This window comes from Sphingobacterium sp. GW821-FHT03E03, assembly GCF_059420745.1.
On sequence record NZ_JBWKUH010000021.1, the window covers coordinates 67,395 to 88,984 of the forward strand.

Consider the following 21,590-nt stretch of genomic DNA (forward strand, 5'->3'; position numbering starts at 1 on the left):
ATTATTAATTATTTAAGATTGTCTCGTGGTCAGTGTTAACTTAAGGTTAATTAGCTTCTGAGCCCTGCAGATGCGGTTTTTGGCCAGATTGTATAGAGAGATTAGCTCAAAGATGGGGTGGCAAATTCCAATTTTAACTTACTTTGGTGCTTAGGTTGTGTGATATGTGGTTTTTGATGTTTTTTAAGCGATTTGAGAGACTTTTTGCTAGTAATTGTAACTTTCCTTCATTGGAATGAAAAAGTGTTTTTAAGACGCTAATTTTAAGTTTTTCGTATTGAAGCGGTTTTAGGTATGCGCGAAAATAATGTGTTCTGACCTTGTTTTTTCATTATGAATTTCATAATTTTTTTATTTAATTATCTTTTTATCAGTGTAAATATGGTTTTTATATGAACTTATTGTTTCCTTTTTTTTTGCCGATTCTTAGTTGTAATATATGTGCAGATCTCTCGACCCGATAGCCATTAAATAGGGGGTACAGATTTATTTTTTTAAAATATTTTTTGGAAACATCGAGAATTAGTATCTATATTAGTGTATTAATTAAATAATACAGTAGTATGATTACTATCCAAAATCTAAATTTCAGTTATAGTAAATCCAGGCCACTCTTTCTTCAAATGGATCTCATCTTGAAGCAGGGGCATATCTATGGATTGCTTGGGAAGAACGGCGCGGGTAAGTCCACCTTGCTGAAAAATATTGCTGGTTTGGTGTATCCAGTATCGGGGGTGGTTGAGGTCTTGGGGCACAACCCAACTCGACGGGAGCCTTCTTTGTTGCGGGAGATCAGTTTTATTCCGGAGGAGTTTTATTTGCCTGCAGTAAAATCGGAACAATTTTTAAAAGCCAATGCTGGGTTTTATCCCAATTTTGACCGGGAACATTTTTATCGCTTGATCAAAGAATTTGAAATTCCGGTAGAACAAAAATTGGCGGAGATGAGCTATGGTCAGAAAAAGAAATACATTATTTCCTTCGGTTTGGCTTCCAATACGAAAATCATAATCATGGATGAACCTACGAATGGGTTAGATATTCCTTCTAAAGCGCAGTTTCGTAAAATTATGGCTTCGGCCATCACAGACGACCGTTGCGTAATTATCTCAACTCATCAGGTACGTGATCTGGATAATCTGATTGATGCGGTTATTCTGCTTGATGAGCATAAGGTGGCTTTGAATGCACCTGTTAACCTGATTACCGATAAGCTCTGTTTTAAAAAGATGAAGGAACTATCTTTTGATGTGCTGCATGCGGAGGAGGCGCTTGGAGGCTTCAATGTGATTCTTCCAAATATACTGGCGGAAGATTCCAAACTTGATCTGGAGTTGTTGTTCAATGCGGTGTTACAACAAAAGGAAAAAATTACAAACCTCATTAAAGTTGATGAATATGTCAAACCTGTTTAATACTACACGTTTTTTTGCGCTGATCCGTAGGCAATGGGTCGGTTTTGGACGAATATATCTGATGTCAATAGGTGTGATCGCGGGCGTAATCTTTTGTTTTTATGCATTCAATGTAGGAACCAATTACGATCATCTTCAGAATGATTCTGCTCATGTATATTCAGTATTGAGTTTTAGATCACCTTTATTCTGTGTATTGGGATTGTTTTTTATGACTGTGATCTCGAGTAGTTATTTTGCTGATCTGGGGCGTAAGACAAAAGCTATTTTTGAATTGATGATACCTGCTTCTCAGTTGGAGAAATTTCTGGTCGGTATTTTCTATACGGTGATCGTTGGGATCAGCTCATATCTACTGATCTATTATCTGATCGATCTAGCCTTCATTTCCTATTTGCGAGGTTTTGGCCCTTCCATTAGAACGGAGGTAAATGAACTTGGTGAACAGGTTACGGTGGAGTTCTGGCAATATTTTTTTAGTGTTGATTATCCGAGTGGCGCGTATTATGCCTGTTTTTTACCCGTCGTATTGAATGCAATATTTTTAATGGGGGGTATTGTTTTTAAGAGCTATCAATATATTAAGACCGCGATCTCACTGTTGCTTTATTGCGTGGTATGGATGTCTTTTTTTGTGTATCTCATGAAAACACAAACGGAAAATACAGTGGGGCGCATGGATGATAATTATTGGTCAGATTCAAATCACATCTTTGGGCTAATTACAATGACAGGAATAGCGCTCACATTGATATTCTGGGGGATTGCCTTTTTAAGGTTAAAAGAGAAGGAGATTTAATATGGAATTTAATGCCAACAAAGCGATTTATCTACAGATTGCGGAATATGTATGTGATCATATTTTAATGGAAACCTGGAAAACGAACGACAAGCTGCCCTCGGTACGGGAGCTGGCAGTTCAATTGGAGGTTAATCCGAATACAGTTATGAGGACCTATGATATGCTGCAACAGAAGGAGATTATCGCGAATAAACGCGGAATCGGTTTTTTCTTGACCGAGGATTCTGTCCGGAATGTTAAATCTTACCGGAAGACGGTTTTTTTGGAAGAGGATCTTCCATTGTTCTTTCGGAATATTTATTTATTGGAAATTGGTCTAACTGAATTGGAGCAACGTTACAGACAGTTTGTTGAACAGAATTTTAATCAAAATGAATCATGAAATTAAGTACTAAATTATTGATAGGGCTCGCAATATTCCTTTTTGTTGTTCCGACATTGGTAGCCTCTTATTTTGTTCGGATCAATAGGGTAGATGCAAACGTTTATAACACAAATGTAGAAAAGGAGGTGTCAAACCCTGATGCGGCGGATGTTTATTTCCGGTCGTTTCCTGTAGGTAAATTTGATAAACTGCAAATCCTTGGTTCGGATGCCAGGGGGATCAATTTACATGTGGTGAAAAGTGATAAGTTTATGGTGAAGGTGAATAAGAGCCAGGGGGATTTTGTAAAGGCGAAGGTAGATGCTGATGGTTTTCTGGTGCTGGATTTTTTAGCGGGTGGTGACAAGTATTATAAGTCGGTCTATATTTTTACACCTGATCTGAAAAGTATAAAATTGAAGAAGGCGGATATAAACGAGTTTTCTGCAAAACTTGATGAGTTCACTATTGTTGGTGACAGTGTTGAGAATTTTTCTTTAAGTGGAGAAACGGTCATCAATACACTTAATTTGGTTTTGACGAATTCGCATATAGATGATTTTGGATACCGTGACGACAAAAATACGGTGCCTGTCAGTCACTTACATGTTGATATCACAAATACCAATCTAGGGTTGCCGCGGGTGGATTACAAGACTGCCGATATCCTTGCTAAGAATTCGGAGATCTATTTTAATAGAAAAGGTGATAAATCTAGGGTCGATGTTTTGGATATCAAAACGGAAGGTGTTTCTTCTGTCCGGCTTGATAGTTTGCAATGGAATACATTGAAAGGACGTTTGTCGAACGATACAAAAATTGATTTGCCAGTGCATGCATTGCGTAATCTGATCAAATAGTCTTTTGCACTGATTTTGGTTGTCAAGGTCCTGTGAAGGGTATTTGCTGTATAAAAGCTCAAAATTCCATTTGTTTGAATTTTGAGCTTTTTGGTATATTGTGACCTATGGGGTAATAAGTGCTGCGACCTGTTGGTCACTTGTGACACCGGGTTCGAGTGCAATCAGTTTAAAATTACGGAAATGAATCTCTGACCCTTCAGATTCGAGACAGAGGTAGCCTTTTTTTACAGTTGAATTGCGTATTCCGTTGACAAATTTTCCGTTGACAGCTAATTTGATTGTGCCGTCAATACATATGATTGTATATTTGTTCCATTCGCCTTTTCCCTTAGCTCTGTTTTCTATGGATTTACTGCGTGTACCACGGGGGGTGTCCGGTATTGTCGTAACGCCACCAACGCCAAAGAGTTCGCCATGTACGTAGGCAATTGGCGCTTGCTTACCATCAATATGATTCTGATTTACCCAGTCCAATTCGAGCATTTGAACTTCTACACCTCCCGGTAACCTGCCGGATGGATCAGGTTTGGCGTCTGACCAAACGAAAATTCCAGAATTACCGCCAGCGTATTGATGGTTCCATTCGACATGGATAATAAAGTTTTCATACTGTTTTGACGAGCGCACTACGCCTATTGGTTTTCCCTTGCAAATGAGATTACCATTATCAATGCGCCATGTTTCAGGGTCTGTATTGACATTGATCCAATGAATTTTTTCTGGGTTCTTCTTGTTTAATACCCAGTCGTCCCATTGGATTTCCTGACCAAAATTAAATAAGGTGTTTTTTTGGGCAAGGAGGTTACTATTGTTAAGCAGTAATATACTAAAAATAGAATAAATAAGTCTTTTCATAAGGTTTTGGAGGTTAGCTAAACTTTGTCTTTCCAGGTGTAGCAATAGGGGGGCCGTCTATGTTAAGTTCCCAATTATAAGACGATAACTCCGGGCCAAGGCTTTCTTTCGAATTTATTACTTGATCAAAGGTTAGGTTTTGACCTGTATAGCCTGCCATGCGTGCCCAAATAGCTAGTAGTGTGCTGTTGGTCATCCACTCGCCATCATTGATCGGTTTGTTACTTCTGATTGCAGCAAACAACTCATCATGTTGCGTTTGGTACATATTGTTTTTTGCTCCGGTGTAATTCCAGTCCATTTTCCCAGTTATTGTATGTTTTCCGCCAATGATGACCTCGGCCATACCTTCTGTTCCTAACATGCTCACGGAGTTTCTGGGGGTGGCTCCAGCTTGTTGTCGACAGAAGTGTGTTCCGATGGCTCCATTTGCATACTTAAATTCTATCGCAAAATGGTCGTAGATATTCCCATATTTTGAATCTACACGGACTTGTCTGCCCCCGGTACCCATCGCTGAAATAGGCATGACGTCCCCCATGGCCCAAGACATCATATCTAAGCTGTGTACTGCTTGTTCTACGATAAAATCGCCTGAAAGCCAGTTGTAATAAAACCAGTTTCTCATTTGTTGGGTCATTTTATTCCATTCTGGACGTGGGTCGATATAAGTCGCTTCGCCACCATAGCGAAACGTACTAACTGATTTTACTTGGCCTATTGCTCCCTCTAAAACTTTAGTAAATGTCGCTCGGTTTGGAAGATCATAGCGGAAGCAGAAGCCGGAAACAAGTGATAAGTTTAATTCTTTTGCTTTTTTTACTGACTGTAATACACTGTGTAGTACCGGTACGTCAACGGCCATGGGTTTTTCACAGAAAATATGTTTTTTTGCATTAACAGCAGCTTTTAAATGCAGTGGTCTAAATGCTGGAGGAGAGGTTAGTAATACCACATCTACATCACTATTGATGACTTTTTCGAAGGCATCGAAACCTAAGAACTTGTTGTTTTTGTCAACTTTTACTTGCTTTGGGCGAACTTCCATCAAAGCGGCATAGGATTCGTCCATACGGTCCTGGAAAACGTCTGCCATAGCCGTAATTTGACAATTTGGATCGGCCTGTAAAGCTTGTATCGCTGCGCCCGTGCCTCTGCCGCCGCAGCCTATAAGTCCTACTTTAATGATTTGATCTTTTGATTGGTTTGTAAAGGATAACAACGAAGAGGTTGGGAGAGTACTTCCGAGGGCAATGATGCTGGATTTTTTTAGGAATGATCTCCTTGAGTTGTGTCCTGGATGGTTATCGAAATTGAAAGACATATTGTATTTTATGTTTATAAATGAATATAATGGTGTTAAGTTGGTAATTGGGTAACGTCTGTTTCATATTGGTCTAAAAAGATCGCTGCTTATTCACGAAATACAGAAGTTGATTTTCGATGTTCTATTTTACAGTCTAAAAAATAAGTTTCAAATTCGAAATAATTTTTTTTATTTCTATTTTTTAACATCTCTAGCAGCAGCTCAACGGATCTATCCGCCATAAGACGTGTTGGTTGGGTAATAGTTGTCAAGGATGGGTTCAAGCTATTCGCAAAAGGCGTGTTGCTGAAGCCTATTAAATTCATGTTTTCTGGAATCTTTACGGCTAACTTATTTAATATATGTAAGACTTTTAAAGATAAGGTGTCCGTGGTCGATAGAAGTGCATCTGGAGGTATGGGGTTGCTTAATAAACTACTTATTTTTCTTTCGAGCTCTTCATCAATATCATCTTTGGGGCTTGAATAAGATATTTCTACAATATTTTGTTCGTTATAAGGAATTGAGCAATTGAAGAGTGCATCTTTGTAGCCTTTGATTCTGCTGGCATTACCTCCAATGTCTTTGCACAGTAGTAAAATGATGTTTTCGCGACCATTTTTTATCATTTCTTCTGTCGCTTGATAGATAACCTTGTTATTTTGTATGCCGATTTTAAAGGTGTCAAGTTGGTGATTTATTCTGTCAAAAATAATGATCGGGCATATCTGCTCCATGATATACATCAACAAAGATAAGCTGGAATCATTTTTTACGGGTGAAATGATAATACCATCAATATTACTTTGTACGCAGAGTTCCAGTGCTTCTTTTTCTTTTTTTTCATCGTTGAAAGTTTGGAGTAGGATTAACTGGTAATTTGTTTGGGATAGTATCAGGGAGATTTCTTCGTAAAAATCGAAGAAGAACGAACTTGAAATAAAAGGGACAATAATAGCCAGTGTATTTGAGCGTCCAGTTTTTAGGCTTTTGGCCGAAAAGTTTGGTATGTAGTTAATCTTCTGCGTGTAAGCTAGAATCATTTTTTTTGTTTCCGAACTGATTTCATGACTATCATTAAGCGCCTTGGAAATAGTTCCCGGTGACAGGTTTAATTGTTTTCCAATCTCTTTCAAGGTAATTCTTTTCATGTTCTCTTTCCTCTCCATTTCTTATCATTGTTCATTCGCTATTGAATAGCGAATGAATTATTTTTATGAATGCTGCTTCGCAGGTTTAATTGTACTCCGATGATGAATTATTAAATTATAAAGATAACATAAAAAAGAGGTTTTCAAATGGAGTTTGCAAAAACCGACAGTAATTCAATGTAGCAGACTTATTTATGGGAGTTGAGGAGGAAGGTTTAGAGAAAAGGAGATCGAAGTGGAAATGAACAGAGGGTCGGGAATCTTTCAATTTTCATGAAAGATTCCTTCCTACATATTATTTGGACCCGCCGAAAAGCTTACTGATGAGCCAGATGACAAGCGCAACGACAACAACAACGATGAGTATACCTGTCCAAACACCGGCTTTAAAAATACTCTCTATCACAGAGCAACTTGTCATTAATAATAGCGTACTTGACATCAAGGAGAATGGCACTATTTTTTTCATAATGGATCTATTATTTGTTTTCTATATAATAACGACAATTTAAAATGCAAATAGTTTTCAATATATCTCGCGAATAACTCAGTTTCATGGTTTCTGTATACCTTACTAAGTTTCCGATGGATCGAATTTGGCTAGCCCTTCTTTCGAATTTCTTTAGGTATTCGACGTTCTGGAGAGTCTAATGGAGGCTGGTCGAGTTGGTAGAGGGGGGTAAACTTGAATGGGTTACTGTATTAGCTTAAGAGATATTGATCACTTTAAAAGGACTGGAAGTACGCTGGGGCTTTCGATAAAAACTCAAGTTAAATAATCGAGAGCTAAGTTTTTTGAAAAAATTGGTGTTACCGATATTTTAATAAGTTGATTTGGGTAATTTAGAAAAATAATACAAGATGAAAAGGAGCATGGAAGCCTTAAATCTGTTGATGATTATCTGCAACGAAATAATGTGAGTATGATGTAAATTATAAATAAAATCTAATGAATTTAAAATCATTTATAAATAGAGAAATTTTGCGAATAGAAAATGATCTTAATATTGGTTTACTTAAATCAGGTGTAGAATCATTAGTAAAGAAAGAGGTGATTTATAGAAAAAAGAACAACTTTATACTTCATTCGCTCGAAGGAGGTAAAAAAGAAATATTTACGTTTTCTATATCATATACATTTAAAGAGGATGTAGAAGATGAGAATGGACAGCGACCTAATGATATAACTTTAAGCATCATACTGCAAATTGATGATGATAAGAATTATAAAATTAATCGAGAAATTATTTTTGGAACTGGGATGGATGATATTGAGTTCGAAGTGATAGAAATATCTGATATAGCCAATGTAGACTTTGAACAAAAGTTCAATTTTGATGAACTTAGGGACGCTTTTGAAGTAAGTATTGTAAGTTTTATTAAGTTACTACAGATCGAGCCCTGAGCTGTATGAACAAGAAAAGCTAACCTTGCGATTAGCTTTTTTTATTGTGATCCCGCTGGGATTCGAACCCAGGACCCATACATTAAAAGTGTATTGCTCTACCAGCTGAGCTACGGAATCCTTTCTGTTTTTGAAAGTGATGCAAAGGTATAATTTCTTTCGATATGCTCCAAATTATTGGTTCTAAAATTTGGTTTATCGGTGGTAACTGTCTAATAAATAAAAAGATTATTTTTTGCTAGCCCCTCTTTTTTGCATGAATTATCCTGTTAGCGCCATTGATATCCTTGATAAGCTGAACTTGATCAAAGCCTTTTTTCTCTATGAGTTCCTTTGTTTCCGGTCCCAGATATTGATTAATCTCAAAATAAAGATCGCCATTAGGTACCAAATGTTTTAATGCAAAAGAGGAAATCACATCATAAAAGATCAATGGTGCACTTTCTTCAATGAATAAAGCGAGTTCAGGTTCATAAGCTAATACGTTCTGTTGCATGTACTGTTTTTCATTTGGTGTGATATAAGGGGGATTGGAAACGATAATATCGTATTGTTGGTCTGAAAAGACGTAATCCCATTCTAAAATATCGGCATTGATGAAACGAATGGTTTGTCCTAGTCGTTGCGCATTTTTTCTGGCGGTATTGATGGCTTCTTTGGAAATATCTACTGTGGTAACCTGTGGTTTTTTTAAGTGTTTTGATAAAATAATAGGGATACAACCCGAACCAGTTCCAATATCAATGACCTTTAACCCAGATGAGCTAGCATGTTTTTTTATGATTAAATCAACAAGTTCCTCTGTTTCTTGTCTCGGTATCAGAACGGATTCATTCACTTCGAAAAATTCCCCATAAAAATCGGCCTTATTTAAAATATATTGAATAGGCTTGTTTTTTTTGAGATCCTGAATAATGTCCCGAACGCGAATAGCATGCGTTTCTGATACTAAATCACCTTTTTTCAATTGATATGCTATTCTTTTTATACCCAATAGTTCTTCCACAACAAGTAGAAATATGGATTTTATTTCGTCCTTGTCATATATGGAATTTAGTTCATGTTGAAACGTTAATTCGAAATCTTGAAGTATTCTCATGTGTCAAAGGTACGATTTTCATAGATTTGCATTATGAATATGCACAGGCAATATATGCAACGCTGCTTGGACCTCGCTCAACTAGGAGCAGGATCTGTCAGCCCAAACCCCATGGTGGGTGCAGTTATCGTTTATGACGACCAAATTATAGGGGAGGGGTATACTTCCCCTTACGGAGGCCCTCATGCTGAAGTGAATGCTGTCAGTCAGGTGTTGGACAGGTATGGTGATACGGCAAAAGAATTATTGGCTGCAAGTACATTTTATGTGAGTCTTGAGCCCTGTGCACATTATGGTAAGACCCCGCCTTGTGCGAATATGATTGCCGACCTAAAGCCGCTAAAAGTTTTTGTGGCCTGTTTGGATCCCTATGCGAAGGTCAATGGGAAAGGCATTGAAATACTAAGAGAGGCTGGTATTGAGGTTGAAATTGGGCTTTTGGAAAAAGAGGCGATCTGGCTCAACCGCCGTTTTTTTACACGAATTAGCCAACATCGCCCCTATGTTATTTTAAAATGGGCCCAATCTAAAGATGGCTTGATAGGTCAAGAGGATAAACAGGTTTGGATTAGCAACGCAGCTAGCCAGCAACTGACTCATCGCTGGCGCGCAGAAGAGGATGCAATTTTAGTAGGAACCCATACAGCTCGGATTGACAATCCCAGTTTGACGGTTAGGCATTGGAAAGGTAAACATCCAATTCGTGTGTTGATAGATCGAGATTTAGTCATTTCACAAGAGGCTAAGATTTTTGATGAAAAAGCCGATACCATTGTGTTTAATGCAAAAAAAACAGACTGGCAAGGACACATTAAGCATATTGAACTTGAAAACTATGGTCTATATTTACCACAAAGCATTCTTTATCAATTGTACCTGATGGATGTGCAGTCTATTATCATTGAAGGAGGAGCGAAGACCTTACAAGCATTTATTGATGCTGGTCTCTGGGATGAGGCACGGGTATTTCAATCTGAGACAGAACTGCATACTGGTATACTTGCTCCAAAATTGAATGGTAGGGTTCTTGAAAAGCAAATGATTTCCAATGATTCGCTTGTAGTTTATGTGAAATGATTCCGATAAATTGTATATTTAGGAAATTATAAACCTTTGATCTGCAGGATCTAATTTTTTAGAATACAATTATGGTGGTGACAGAAAACTTAATGCAGTTTATCTGGAAACTACGGCTATTCAATACAATAGGATTGCTATCTAGTGATGGAGAGCCGTTGACTGTGATAAACCTTGGTCAGCATAACCTGAACGCAGGGCCGGATTTTTTAATGTCTCATATCATACTTGGAGACAAGGAATGGTATGGAAATGTTGAGATCCATATTCGTTCGTCGGACTGGGATCGGCATCATCATCAGGATGATGATGCATATAATAATGTCATACTTCATGTTGTTTGGGTAAATGATAAAGTCATACATCGCAGGGATGGAAGTGTTATTCCGACCATCTTGCTTTCGGAATATGTGGATCCGCATTTACTCAATAAGTATTCGACGATGATGAATACCACAAATTGGATTCCTTGTCAGTCGCAGCTTGGTTCCGTTGATTCGTTGAAGAAGACGATGTGGTTGGATGCCTTGTCTTATGAGCGTTTGGAAATGAAAGTTCAGGTGATTTTTGATTTGTTGTCTGATTATGAAAATGATTGGGAGAAGGTTTTCTGGATCTGGATGTGTAGGTGCATGGGGTTAAAGGTGAATGCTGAAACATTTCAGGAGCTTGGAGAGAAACTTCCATTGTCCTTATTACATAAATATCGTTCTGATATATTGAAGATCGAAGCTATTTTTTTTGGAACAGGTGGCTTTTTACCCAGTGAAGGAGATGATGAATATGCTAATTTACTCTATAAAGAGTTTATTTATCAGCAGCGTATTCATGAAATTGTAGTGGTAAACGGGGGATGGAAAAAGTTGAGAATGAGACCTTATAATTTTCCTGAAATTCGTATAGCACAGTTAGTCGTATTATTTAGCCAGAAATCATTGAGTCTTTCAACGATTTTAAGCTTGGAGAATGTGGAGGAAGCAAGATCGTTGTTTAGTATAGAACCGTTAAATGAATACTGGAAGTGTCGTTTTTCACTAGGAGGAAAGACGTCCATTGAACATTCTGGGAAAATAGGAAAAGGTACAATTGATATTCTCATTGTTAATGCGGTAGTTCTCTTTCTTTTTGCTTATGGGAAGTATTATGGGATAGAGAAATATATCGATCGAGCTATCCACTTTATGGAGACGTTACCTGCTGAAAAAAATACGATCGTAAAACGGTTTGAAGAATTCGAATGGACTGCTGAAAATGCCTCTCAAAGCCAGGCAATATTACAGTTGAAGAAATTATATTGCGACAAGAAGCAATGCCTTCATTGTAGGATCGGTGCCGAAATTTTGCGAAATGGTTAATTTGCCAGTATTTCGGCGATTTCTTTATATCCTTTTCCCAAAGCGAGGTCAGCAGGCGTAAACCCCGCTAGGTTGACAATTTGCGTGTCTGCTCCAAATTCCAATAAGGCTACAATGAAGTCTATATTTCCATGTTGGGCAGCAAAATGTAATGCAGTTTCGCCTGTTGCTTGGATTGCATTGACATCAGCATCAGCTTCAATAAGCATTTTGCCAATTTCTTCATTATTATTTGATGCGGCAATATGTAAGGGATAGGCAAGCTGTTCGTTTCTACTGGCTATATTTGGGTCTACCTTCTTGGATAATAATAAACGGACGATATCAGCCTTGTTAAAATAGGTTGCTAGTGTCAAAGGTGTAAAACCATGGGAAGACCATTCGTTGACGACAGATGGGGCTTGTTGGATAATTGCTTCCACGTATGCGGTTAATCCTGCGGCACAGGCCTCATGGATAGTCATCGATTTGGTATGTTGCAAAAGTATCCGGATAATTTGTGGTTTGTTATAATAACATGCTAATAATAAAGGGGAAATGCCATGACTGGTTGTCTCTTGTAATAATTCAGGGTTTCCGATCAATAATAGTTCAATGTCGTGACTTTTTCCTTCTTCAATATATTGTTCTAAAACAGAAAGATTCATTTTCAAAATGTAATTGCTTAACTCTTCCACTAAAATAGGTTTTATTAATGAAAATAACTGTTTGAATAGCGAATTTATTTGCTACAGCAGCTAGCTGTAAATGGATGAAAAATAGTGTCGGATATGAATTTTTTGAAATACTTGGGATTGGAACAGGGCTGAAATGGGCATTTTTTTAAAATTTATATACACAAATGTGTAGTAATTCATATAATATTTTTGAAAATTAAAAAGTAGATGTACTTTTGTTAAGCCCCTCCCAAGGGCATGTTTTTCATAGGTAGATGTAGGGTCGGGTGTTTCTCACTTCGACCCTTTTTTTATAGCTTTGTTTTATATTTAAAGGAAATGTCCAAAAGAAAAATTGTTGTTGCTATTACAGGAGCTAGTGGCTCTATATATGCGAAGTTGTTGCTGGAAAAACTGAATTCACTAAAATCTCAGCTAGCGGAGGTCGGGATTGTGATGTCTAATAATGCGAAGGATGTGTGGCGGGCTGAATTGGGAGATGAGAGCTATCAAGATGTGCCTTTCAAGTTCTACGATAAAAGTGATTTTTTTGCACCATTTGCATCGGGTTCGGCGCGTTTTGACACCATGATTGTCTGTCCTTGTTCTATGGGAACCTTATCAAGAATCGCCTATGGAATTTCTTCAGATCTTACTACCCGTGCAGCGGATGTGATGTTAAAGGAAAGACGGAAGCTTATTTTGGTTACACGGGAGACACCATTAAGTATTATCCATATTCAGAATATGAAACTGGTTACTGAAGCCGGTGGAATTATTTGTCCCGCTTCTCCTTCTTTCTATAGCCTGCCAAAAACTTTGGAGGAGTTGGCTGAGACTGTGGTCGATCGAATTTTAAGTTTAGCGGGATTTGATTTTAAACATTATCAGTGGGGAGAAAATTCCTAATGAATGTTCACTGAAATCTATTTTTAGTGTTCTATAATAAAATTGTATTTTGTAACTTTGTTTCTCGAAATGAAGCAATCAAAAGCATCACGCGAAAAATCTGTTTATAGCTATACAATTTATAGTGATAAATCCGTTTTTTGTTTATCATCATGGAACACGCTACATGCTTCAACAGACAATTTGTATCCTATTAATTTCAATCACATTCATATATGAAAAGCTTATTGATTACTTCTGTTAAAGTAATTTTGCCGGGTAACGAATATCATCAGCAGACTGTTGACGTATTTATCGAAAAAGGGAAGATTGCACAGATTGGAAACACCATCAAAGTAGCTGATAAAAACGTAGAGACAATCGATGGAACAGGTAAGGTTCTATCGCCTGGATTTTTCGATTTACACGCCAATTTCGGGGAGCCGGGCTTGGAAACAAAAGAAGATATCCGAACAGGTACGGCTGCCGCCGCTGCTGGAGGTTTTACCGCTGTGGCGGTAATGCCTAATACTGAGCCCGCAATTCAAAGCCGGTCTGAGGTAGCGCTTGTCGTTAATGCGGCAAAAGGGAATATTGTCGATGTACATCCCATTGGTGCTATTAGTAAGAAGCGTGAAGGCAAAGAAATGGCTGAGCTGTACGATATGAAGCAAAATGGTGCAGTTGCATTCAGTGATGGAAATAAGAGTGTGCAACAAGCTGGATTAATGAGTAGAGCTTTGTTGTATGCAAAAGGATTTGAAGGGCTGATCTTTTCACATGCTGAAGATGAGTCTATGGCAGGAGGAAATAAAATGAATGAGGGCACAATGAGCACTTATTTGGGAATGAAAGGAATTCCTAACCTTGCGGAATCATTGATGGTTTCCCGTGATCTCTATCTAGCGGAATATACAGAAGCTCCAATCCATTTTGCATCAATCAGTACACCTGAAGCTGTAGATTTAATTAAAAAAGCTAAAGCGAAGGGCCTTCGGGTAACTTGTGATGTAGCTGCACATCAATTAGTATTTACGGATGAGGATATCGTTGGTTTTGATAGCAATTATAAAGTAAGCCCACCATTGAGGACCAAAGCTGACGCGAAAGCATTGATAAAAGGTATAAAGGATGGCGTAATAGATGCGGTGGTATCACAACATACTCCACAAGAAATAGAATATAAAAATGTGGAATTTCATATTGCTAAAAACGGTATAATCGGATTACAAACAGTATTACCGTTGTTAGTTCGTGCCGGACTAAATGAGGAACAGATTGTAAACAGTCTGGCTGTTAGACCAAGACAAATTCTTGGCTTAGCTATTCCGCAAATTAAAGAAGGTGCAATCGCGAATCTAGTTTTGTTTGACCTTGCGAAATCTTGGAATTTCGATGAAAAGACAAATAGATCCAAATCAAAAAATTCTCCACTATTCGGGCAGACTTTAAAGGGGGCTGTCGAATTGGTCATCAATAATAATCAAATCATTAAAAACGATTAAACCATGGAAGCAAATATAAAAGCTGCTGTAGAAGCGGGTGTTTTAAATTATGGAAAGGTTGATGGGATTTCCACCGCCCCAGAATTTCTAGAGAAACTGATCCAAGTATTCAATACAGATGCGACCTATCTGGAGAAATTGGAGCTGCTAGACCAGTCTTTTGACGACTATCCTTTGTTTGATGAACTTCGTGAAGTCTATGTCGACTTATTATTGATGAATTTCTTTTCTAGTGATGTACTCAAGCTTGAGGATGACTACTTGGATTCTGAAGAATGGGAGGCTATTGAAGATGAAACGATAGACCGTGGAACGGAGTTGCTGAATATTTTTCTTTATTTAGGTGAATGTAAAGATGACGAAATAGAGCCGGAACTAGATGATTTCTTAAAAGAGTTTTTACTGGTTGATGAAGATGAGTTTCAAGATGAACATGAAATTTATGAGGATATCATTGCTAACCAAATCTTGGTAGATAGCCCCTATGCTGAAATTGCTAAAGTGGCTAAGGGAATTAATCCTCGAAGCGAAGTTTATGAATTGTTCTATCCGGTAATGAGTTTCTTTGGTGAATTGAATCCAGATGATAAGCAATTTGAGGAGTACGCTGCTGCATCAAGCAATAAAGCATTTGATTTGGCTCTCTACAAAGTTCTTAGTACTTACTATAGTAAATAATTATGGCAGATTCAATCAACCCCAGTAATGCCGGATTTGATGCGGTAATTGACAAGAAGAAGAGTATTATCTATGGCGTCGTTTTAGGCGTGATTTCCTTTGTTCTTGGACTGATCGTTCTTTTTGTTGTTAAAGACCTGAATTCCTTCTGGGGAGTTATGTCTATGTCCTTTATTGTCAATACAGGTATTTTTGTTATTATCTCCGCACTATTTTCTTTTTCTCTTAGAAAAGCAAATGGTGGTTATTGGAGTTTTTCCATAGCGCTTAAATCCATCTTTATGATGTTGGCTATTTCGACGATTATTTCTACTATTGGTACGCAGGTGTACGTTAACTTTGTGAATCCTACTTTGCAGGAAAAAGTCGTAACGCACACCATTAATGTGACCATTGAATATATGGAAAAGAATAATGTACCTGATGAGGTCATTGATTCAAAAATTGCGGAATTAGAAAAACAAGTTGATGCGATTGGAAAGATAACCTTGGGCCAAATATTTAAGGGTTTGGCTATCACTCTGTTATTTCAGTTTGTGTTTGCATTGTTATTATCGGCACTCTCAAAAAGGGAAAAGCAAGCATTCGTGCAGCAAAGTAATTAGGTTTTATAAAATAAAATATAGTCTACAAGGTATTGCTGAGAAAAGTAATACCTTTGTTTGTATTAAAATAGTACATTTTTAGCATGATTAACATTCACATGGATATTTCTATTGTTGTTCCATTATTTAATGAAGAAGAATCTTTACCCGAATTGACCGCTTGGATTGACCGTGTCATGGCGGCCAATCATTTCTCTTATGAAATCATTCTGGTTGATGATGGGAGTAAAGACAACTCTTGGAAGATCATTGAAGAATTAAAATTGCAAAATGGCAATATTTCGGCCATCAAATTCAGACGTAACTATGGAAAATCCGCTGCTTTAAATGTAGGGTTTGCAGCAGCTCAGGGCGATGTTGTGATCACCATGGATGCGGATTTACAGGATAGTCCGGATGAGATTCCGGAATTGTATGACCGAATTATGAATAAAGGAGCTGATCTAGTTTCAGGATGGAAACAAAAACGTTATGATCCATTAACAAAAACAATTCCGACCAAATTATTCAATGGCGTAACGAGATCAATGTCGGGGATTCACAATTTACATGATTTTAATTGTGGCCTTAAGGCTTATAAAAAGGAAGTTGTCAAAAATATAGAGGTGTACGGTGAAATGCACCGTTATATTCCAGTCATTGCAAAGTGGGCAGGATTTACAAATATTCAGGAGCAAATCGTTCAACATTATCCGCGTAAATATGGTACGACGAAATTTGGACCAGGACGCTTTGTTAAAGGATTTTTAGACCTGCTGTCTATATTTTTTGTTGGAAAATTCGCTAAGCGGCCAATGCATTTCTTTGGTGTCATGGGTGTTATGAGTTTTCTAGCTGGTTTATTTATTTCCGTTTATTTAATCTGTCACAAACTGATGAGTATCGCCAGTGGTACGCCATTTAGGGATATCACTGATCAGCCATTATTTTTCTTTGCATTGACGGCGATTATTCTAGGAACCCAATTGTTTTTGACCGGATTTTTAGCTGAACTGGTTTCAAGAAGTAGTTCGGATCGAAATGATTATCAAATCGAAAAAGTCATTTAATCATTATGCGCATTGTGATTCTGGGGTCTGCCTACCCTTTGAGGGGAGGGGGGATCGCTTCTTTCAACGAACGATTGGCGACCCACTTTCAAGAATTGGGGCATGAGGTTGATATTTACTCTTTTACATTACAGTATCCCAACTTTCTCTTTCCTGGTAAATCTCAATACTCAGATGAACCGGCTCCAGCTGGCCTGAATATACAGACGAAAGTTAATTCAATCAATCCGCTGAATTGGTTTAAGGTGGGCAGAGAACTAAGGAGGGCGAAATATGATTTACTTATCGTTCGCTTTTGGATGCCCTTTTTTGGTCCTTGCTTAGGTACTATTCAAAGGCAGGTACGAAAAAATAAATATACCAAAATTGTTTGTATAGCAGATAATATCATTCCTCACGAGCAAAGATTTGGAGATAAGTCTTTAATCCGTTATTTCTTAAAATCAGTTGATGCCTGTGTTACCATGAGCAAAAGCGTATTGGCTGATTTAAAGACAATGAGCCCGCAGATGCCAGCTGTCTATACACCACATCCTCTTTATGATAATTATGGTCTTCACCTGAGCAAACTCGATGCGCGTAAATTGCTCCATATTGATCAGCAAGATAAGGTTATTTTATTTTTTGGATTTATTCGACAATATAAAGGTTTGGATATGTTGCTGGAGGCTTTAGCCGATGCAAGGGTTCGGGATTTAAATATCAAATTATTGTTGGCCGGGGAGTTTTACGGAGACCCAGCACCGTATTTAGCACTTATCAAAAAACACCATTTGGAAAAGTCTATCTATATGCATACTGATTTTATTCCGAATCAGGAAGTTGGACGGTATTTTTCGGCAGCTGATTGTGTTGTTTTGCCCTATCGAAGTGCGACGCAAAGTGGTATTACTCAGGTTGCTTACCATTTTGATTTACCCATGATTGTCAGCAATGTAGGGGGCTTACCAGAGTTGGTACAAGATGGTTCTGTGGGATATGTCGTGGAACCAAATGTTAATAGCATAGCGGAAGGAATTGTGTCTTTTTATCGCCATGATAAAGAAGCACAATTCAGAACAAATATCATTGACGAGAAGAAAAAATATAGCTGGGATACCTTTGGGAAAGAGCTTCTTAAATTGATTGATTGAAATCTATTAAAAGCTTTGGAAAAAAGAGAAATTCTAAAGACCTCTTAAATGTCTAATAAACGCGTATAGCTGAATTTATTTGTATATAAAAGCAAATTTATCTAAGTTTGGAATACTGAGGAAGAAATTAAAAAGAAGGAGAGATTTTGTTGCCGTTTACACAGAGCAGTTTAGCAAAGATAGAGGAGTTTTTTAAGGAACAGGGCTATAAAGTTAGGTATGAAAAGGGATCATTCCGTACGGGGGCCTGTATGTTACAGGCAACAAAAGTTGTGGTTGTGAATAAGTTTTCGAATCTGGAGATAAAAATCCAATCTTTATGGAATATTCTGTTGGATGTGGAGATTGATTTAGAGTCCATTTCAGAAAAACTCTTTCCAATTTATGAAGAGGTATTGAAATCAAAAACAGCAGTTTGAGAATAACATTTTTAGGAACCGGAACATCACAGGGGGTACCCGTTATTGCGTGCCAATGTCAAGTCTGTCAATCTCAAGACAAACATGACAAGCGATTACGTTCTTCCATTCTTGTTGAATATAATAATCATACTCTCGTCATAGATACCGGACCTGATTTTCGATATCAGATGTTGCGGGAGAAGATAATGCATCTGGATGCGGTGTTGATGACACATTCTCATAAAGACCATATTGCGGGCTTGGATGATGTTAGAGCGTTTAATTATCAACAGCATTCTTCTATCTCTATTTATGGAACAGAAGCGCTTCACGATGCTTTAAAACGAGAGTTCTATTATGCCTTTACGGAAATTAAATATCCGGGTGCTCCTCGGTTAAACCTAGAAGAAATAAAAGCTGGTGAGCCATTGCTCTTGTTTGGGAAGGAGATCATGCCGATAGAAGTATTGCATTATAAAATGCCTGTGCTTGGATTTAGGATAGACGATTTTGCCTACATTACAGATGCCAAATTTATTACAGGGGAATCGAGACGGCTATTGGAGGGTGTAAAAATTCTGGTGGTCAATGCGCTGCAAAAAGAGTCCCATATTTCCCATCTGACCTTGCAGGAAGCCATTGAATTTGCACAAGATATTCAAGCGGAAAAAACCTATTTTACGCATATTGGACACCGGATGGGATTACATGCTGAAGTCTCACAAGAACTACCTCCAAACATGTACTTGGCTTACGATAGACTACAGATCAATATTGATAATTCTATTTAATATAAAACTATAGTCCATTTCTCGTTGTTATACCTATATACAAAAACAGAATTAGGTATTAAATTATAAAGAAATGGGAAACTTATTGTACATCATCGCCGTTATTTTAGTGATCATCTGGGCGATCAGCTTTTTTGGAGGTTATGCAGGAGGTGGAAATATTATTCACATTCTATTGGTGATTGCAATTATCGTCGTGCTACTGCGTGTAATTCGCGGTAACGCCTAATCAATTCAGTATTATATCAGATTCAAATAAAATTGGGCAATTTGTAGGTCTTGTGGATAGGTGATTTTTATATTTTTGGAATCTCCTTCAACAATCGAAATGCGATTGCCCATTTTTTCGACCACCGAAGCATCATCTGTAAATAAAGGGTCTTCTTTTTGGCGATAAGCTTCTATAAGCAATTCTGCCTGAAATACCTGTGGGGTCTGTATTAACCAAACCTGATTTCGGTCGGTAGCATTATTTGATGTATTATTGCCAAGTCGTACTGATTCGACACTTTTTTGCGCAAGAACGATTGCTTTGTAGTCATAGGCTCCCTGGAATGCCCTGGCAATTAATGAGGTGGAGACGATAGGACGGGCTCCATCATGTACGGCAATATAATCGGTGGTTCCTACTTCAAAATTTTCTTGAATATATTCGATACCATTCTTTACACTTTCAAAGCGAGTTTTACCACCAAAAGTCAAATGTACTGGCGTGCTATATTGCAGCTTTGAGCATAAATCTATCCAGAATTGTTCCATTTCTTTGCTGATTACCAAGATAATTTCCGAAATATCTGATGATTGGTGAAAATGGTCGATAGTATGCATAATTACCGGTAGACCGTTTAAATCAAGAAATTGCTTCGGCAAATCGCTATTCATACGACTCCCCGTTCCAGCGGCAACGATAATGACAAAGTTCATGGACAGTGGTTGAAAGTTACTATTTAAAAAAACGTGGATAGTTTGTTGCTACCCACGTTTAGAGATATTGTTTACTTAAAGTGATTAGATGATCAACATCGCATCGCCATAACTGTAGAATCTATATTTTTCTTTTACAGCAACCTCATAAGCATTCATCACATTTTCATATCCTGCAAATGCTGCAATCATTACCAATAAAGTTGATTCCGGAGTATGGAAATTGGTCACCATTGAATTCGCAATGCTGAAATCGTAAGGAGGATAGATAAATTTACTTGTCCAATCTGAGGCAGCCTTCAAATGATGATCTGCAGAGACAGAGGATTCGATCGCACGCATGGACGTTGTTCCTACAGCACAAACGCGGCGTTTATTATCAATTGCTCTGTTTACTACTTTTGCAGCTTCATCCGTGATAATAAATTGCTCAGAGTCCATTTTATGTTTCGTTAAATCTTCAACTTCCACTGTACGGAAAGTACCAAGGCCAACGTGTAATGTTACTTCAGCGAAATCAACACCTTTAAGTTCCAAACGTTTCATTAATTCACGAGAGAAGTGAAGACCAGCAGTCGGAGCTGCTACAGCGCCTTCATTTTTGGCATATATAGTTTGGTAACGGAATTTATCTTCTGGAGTTGCTTTACGTTTGATGTATTTAGGAAGTGGTGTCTCACCTAATATCTCGATATTGCGACGGAATTCTTCGTCAGTACCATCGAATAGGAATCTGATTGTACGTCCACGTGAAGTCGTATTGTCGACAACCTCAGCCACTAACAAGTCATCGTCACCGAAATACAATTTGTTACCGACACGGATTTTACGTGCTGGATCAACCAATACATCCCAAAGACGAAGTTCATTGTTCAATTCGCGTAACAAGAAAACTTCAATCGTAGCTCCAGTTTTTTCTTTATTACCGTACAGGCGTGCTGGAAAAACTTTTGTATTGTTTAATATCATGACGTCTTTGTCGTCAAAATAGTCCAATACATCTTTGAAAATTTTGTGTTCAATTTTACCAGTATCCTTATGTAGGACCATCAAACGCGATTCGTCACGATTTTCAGAAGGTTCAGAAGCAAGCAATGATTCTGGTAAGTTGAATTTAAATTGAGATAACTTCATCTTTAATGATATATATTTTAATGTCTGCCTTTCAGTGCATTACAGTGCACCAAATACTAGGTTGCAAAAAGCATACAAAGTTATAACTTTTTTGGGTATCAAAAGGTCTTATTTCTAATTTATAGATATATTTT

Annotated in this window: 24 protein-coding genes and 1 tRNA gene; 16 read left to right on the forward strand and 9 right to left on the reverse strand. The window is 37.7% G+C overall.

Annotated elements, in window-relative coordinates; translation table 11 throughout:
* Positions 1–563 precede the first annotated feature (563 nt).
* Genes AC07UV_RS19460 through AC07UV_RS19475 form a run of 4 tightly spaced genes read left to right on the forward strand, consistent with a single transcriptional unit; the run spans position 564 to position 3,441 of the window.
* On the forward strand, positions 564–1,415 hold the full coding sequence (locus tag AC07UV_RS19460) for an ABC transporter ATP-binding protein (RefSeq protein WP_495184954.1): 852 nt from the start codon (positions 564–566) through the stop codon (positions 1,413–1,415).
* Positions 1,399–2,214 (forward strand): hypothetical protein, encoded by an 816-nt coding sequence (locus tag AC07UV_RS19465; RefSeq protein ID WP_495184955.1) that lies wholly within the window; start codon positions 1,399–1,401, stop codon positions 2,212–2,214. Before AC07UV_RS19460 ends, AC07UV_RS19465 begins: the two co-directional genes overlap by 17 nt.
* 1 nt (position 2,215) lies before the next feature.
* The gene (locus AC07UV_RS19470; RefSeq protein WP_282255464.1) at positions 2,216–2,599 is read left to right on the forward strand and encodes a GntR family transcriptional regulator; all 384 of its coding nucleotides are present in this window, start codon (positions 2,216–2,218) and stop codon (positions 2,597–2,599) included.
* Entirely contained in the window at positions 2,596–3,441 is an 846-nt protein-coding gene (locus AC07UV_RS19475; RefSeq protein ID WP_495184956.1) for a hypothetical protein, read from the forward strand. Before AC07UV_RS19470 ends, AC07UV_RS19475 begins: the two co-directional genes overlap by 4 nt.
* 105 nt (positions 3,442–3,546) lie before the next feature.
* On the opposite strand, the gene AC07UV_RS19480 is transcribed toward AC07UV_RS19475, so the two are convergent.
* From AC07UV_RS19480 to AC07UV_RS19495, 4 genes are all read right to left on the reverse strand, one after another.
* The gene (locus tag AC07UV_RS19480; RefSeq protein WP_495184957.1) at positions 3,547–4,299 is read right to left on the reverse strand and encodes a 3-keto-disaccharide hydrolase; all 753 of its coding nucleotides are present in this window, start codon (positions 4,297–4,299) and stop codon (positions 3,547–3,549) included.
* Positions 4,300–4,312: 13 nt separating this feature from the next.
* The gene (locus AC07UV_RS19485) at positions 4,313–5,623 is read right to left on the reverse strand and encodes a Gfo/Idh/MocA family protein (protein WP_495184958.1); all 1,311 of its coding nucleotides are present in this window, start codon (positions 5,621–5,623) and stop codon (positions 4,313–4,315) included.
* An 89-nt stretch (positions 5,624–5,712) separates the two neighbouring features.
* A complete protein-coding gene (locus AC07UV_RS19490) occupies positions 5,713–6,756 on the reverse strand; it encodes a LacI family DNA-binding transcriptional regulator (RefSeq protein ID WP_282255460.1) in 1,044 nt (347 codons plus the stop codon).
* 295 nt (positions 6,757–7,051) lie between these two features.
* On the reverse strand, positions 7,052–7,225 hold the full coding sequence (locus tag AC07UV_RS19495) for a hypothetical protein (protein WP_208642464.1): 174 nt from the start codon (positions 7,223–7,225) through the stop codon (positions 7,052–7,054).
* Positions 7,226–7,705: 480 nt separating this feature from the next.
* Here AC07UV_RS19495 and AC07UV_RS19500 point away from each other — a divergent pair, with 480 nt between their 5' ends.
* Entirely contained in the window at positions 7,706–8,161 is a 456-nt protein-coding gene (locus AC07UV_RS19500; RefSeq protein WP_495184959.1) for a hypothetical protein, read from the forward strand.
* 47 nt (positions 8,162–8,208) lie between these two features.
* Here AC07UV_RS19500 and AC07UV_RS19505 read toward each other — a convergent pair.
* Both AC07UV_RS19505 and prmC read right to left on the reverse strand, forming a co-directional pair.
* Positions 8,209–8,281, reverse strand: a tRNA-Lys gene (locus AC07UV_RS19505).
* Positions 8,282–8,399: 118 nt separating this feature from the next.
* Positions 8,400–9,260: a peptide chain release factor N(5)-glutamine methyltransferase gene (gene prmC / locus AC07UV_RS19510; protein WP_495184960.1), complete on the reverse strand. Its 861-nt coding sequence runs from the start codon at positions 9,258–9,260 to the stop codon at positions 8,400–8,402.
* A 33-nt stretch (positions 9,261–9,293) separates the two neighbouring features.
* On the opposite strand from prmC, the gene ribD reads away from it, so the two are divergent.
* Complete coding sequence (gene ribD / locus AC07UV_RS19515; protein WP_495184961.1) at positions 9,294–10,337, forward strand: bifunctional diaminohydroxyphosphoribosylaminopyrimidine deaminase/5-amino-6-(5-phosphoribosylamino)uracil reductase RibD; 1,044 nt, start codon at positions 9,294–9,296, stop codon at positions 10,335–10,337.
* 71 nt (positions 10,338–10,408) lie between these two features.
* Positions 10,409–11,692 carry a DUF2851 family protein gene (locus tag AC07UV_RS19520; RefSeq protein WP_495184962.1) on the forward strand — a complete coding sequence of 428 codons (1,284 nt, stop codon included), beginning with the start codon at positions 10,409–10,411 and terminating at the stop codon, positions 11,690–11,692.
* On the opposite strand, the gene AC07UV_RS19525 is transcribed toward AC07UV_RS19520, so the two are convergent.
* Positions 11,689–12,369 carry an ankyrin repeat domain-containing protein gene (locus AC07UV_RS19525; protein WP_495184963.1) on the reverse strand — a complete coding sequence of 227 codons (681 nt, stop codon included), beginning with the start codon at positions 12,367–12,369 and terminating at the stop codon, positions 11,689–11,691. The genes AC07UV_RS19520 and AC07UV_RS19525 overlap by 4 nt on opposite strands.
* 318 nt (positions 12,370–12,687) lie before the next feature.
* Between AC07UV_RS19525 and AC07UV_RS19530 the strand changes: the two genes are divergently transcribed.
* The 9 genes from AC07UV_RS19530 (at position 12,688) to AC07UV_RS19570 (ending at position 19,627) form a co-directional block, all read left to right on the forward strand.
* On the forward strand, positions 12,688–13,257 hold the full coding sequence (locus tag AC07UV_RS19530) for a UbiX family flavin prenyltransferase (protein WP_282255453.1): 570 nt from the start codon (positions 12,688–12,690) through the stop codon (positions 13,255–13,257).
* 215 nt (positions 13,258–13,472) lie between these two features.
* Positions 13,473–14,741, forward strand: a complete 1,269-nt coding sequence (locus AC07UV_RS19535; RefSeq protein ID WP_282255452.1) for a dihydroorotase — start codon at positions 13,473–13,475, stop codon at positions 14,739–14,741.
* Between the two features lie 3 nt (positions 14,742–14,744).
* On the forward strand, positions 14,745–15,419 hold the full coding sequence (locus tag AC07UV_RS19540) for a hypothetical protein (protein ID WP_495184964.1): 675 nt from the start codon (positions 14,745–14,747) through the stop codon (positions 15,417–15,419).
* A 2-nt stretch (positions 15,420–15,421) separates the two neighbouring features.
* On the forward strand, positions 15,422–16,024 hold the full coding sequence (locus tag AC07UV_RS19545; RefSeq protein ID WP_282255450.1) for a DUF4199 domain-containing protein: 603 nt from the start codon (positions 15,422–15,424) through the stop codon (positions 16,022–16,024).
* A gap of 98 nt (positions 16,025–16,122) precedes the next feature.
* Positions 16,123–17,073: a glycosyltransferase family 2 protein gene (locus tag AC07UV_RS19550; RefSeq protein WP_120258389.1), complete on the forward strand. Its 951-nt coding sequence runs from the start codon at positions 16,123–16,125 to the stop codon at positions 17,071–17,073.
* A 5-nt stretch (positions 17,074–17,078) separates the two neighbouring features.
* Positions 17,079–18,206 (forward strand): glycosyltransferase, encoded by a 1,128-nt coding sequence (locus AC07UV_RS19555; protein WP_495184965.1) that lies wholly within the window; start codon positions 17,079–17,081, stop codon positions 18,204–18,206.
* Between the two features lie 146 nt (positions 18,207–18,352).
* Positions 18,353–18,625 carry a hypothetical protein gene (locus AC07UV_RS19560; protein WP_120258387.1) on the forward strand — a complete coding sequence of 91 codons (273 nt, stop codon included), beginning with the start codon at positions 18,353–18,355 and terminating at the stop codon, positions 18,623–18,625.
* Positions 18,622–19,398, forward strand: coding sequence for an MBL fold metallo-hydrolase (locus AC07UV_RS19565; RefSeq protein WP_495184966.1), 777 nt, complete (start codon positions 18,622–18,624; stop codon positions 19,396–19,398). The genes AC07UV_RS19560 and AC07UV_RS19565 overlap by 4 nt, the downstream gene beginning before the upstream one ends.
* Before the next feature lie 73 nt (positions 19,399–19,471).
* On the forward strand, positions 19,472–19,627 hold the full coding sequence (locus AC07UV_RS19570) for a lmo0937 family membrane protein (protein ID WP_120258385.1): 156 nt from the start codon (positions 19,472–19,474) through the stop codon (positions 19,625–19,627).
* A gap of 11 nt (positions 19,628–19,638) precedes the next feature.
* Here the strand turns inward: AC07UV_RS19570 and AC07UV_RS19575 are convergent, their stop codons facing one another.
* Together AC07UV_RS19575 and queA are read right to left on the reverse strand one after the other, a co-directional pair.
* The gene (locus AC07UV_RS19575; protein WP_495184967.1) at positions 19,639–20,322 is read right to left on the reverse strand and encodes a 2-C-methyl-D-erythritol 4-phosphate cytidylyltransferase; all 684 of its coding nucleotides are present in this window, start codon (positions 20,320–20,322) and stop codon (positions 19,639–19,641) included.
* An 84-nt stretch (positions 20,323–20,406) separates the two neighbouring features.
* Positions 20,407–21,456: a tRNA preQ1(34) S-adenosylmethionine ribosyltransferase-isomerase QueA gene (gene queA / locus AC07UV_RS19580; protein ID WP_120258383.1), complete on the reverse strand. Its 1,050-nt coding sequence runs from the start codon at positions 21,454–21,456 to the stop codon at positions 20,407–20,409.
* Positions 21,457–21,590: the final 134 nt, after the last annotated feature.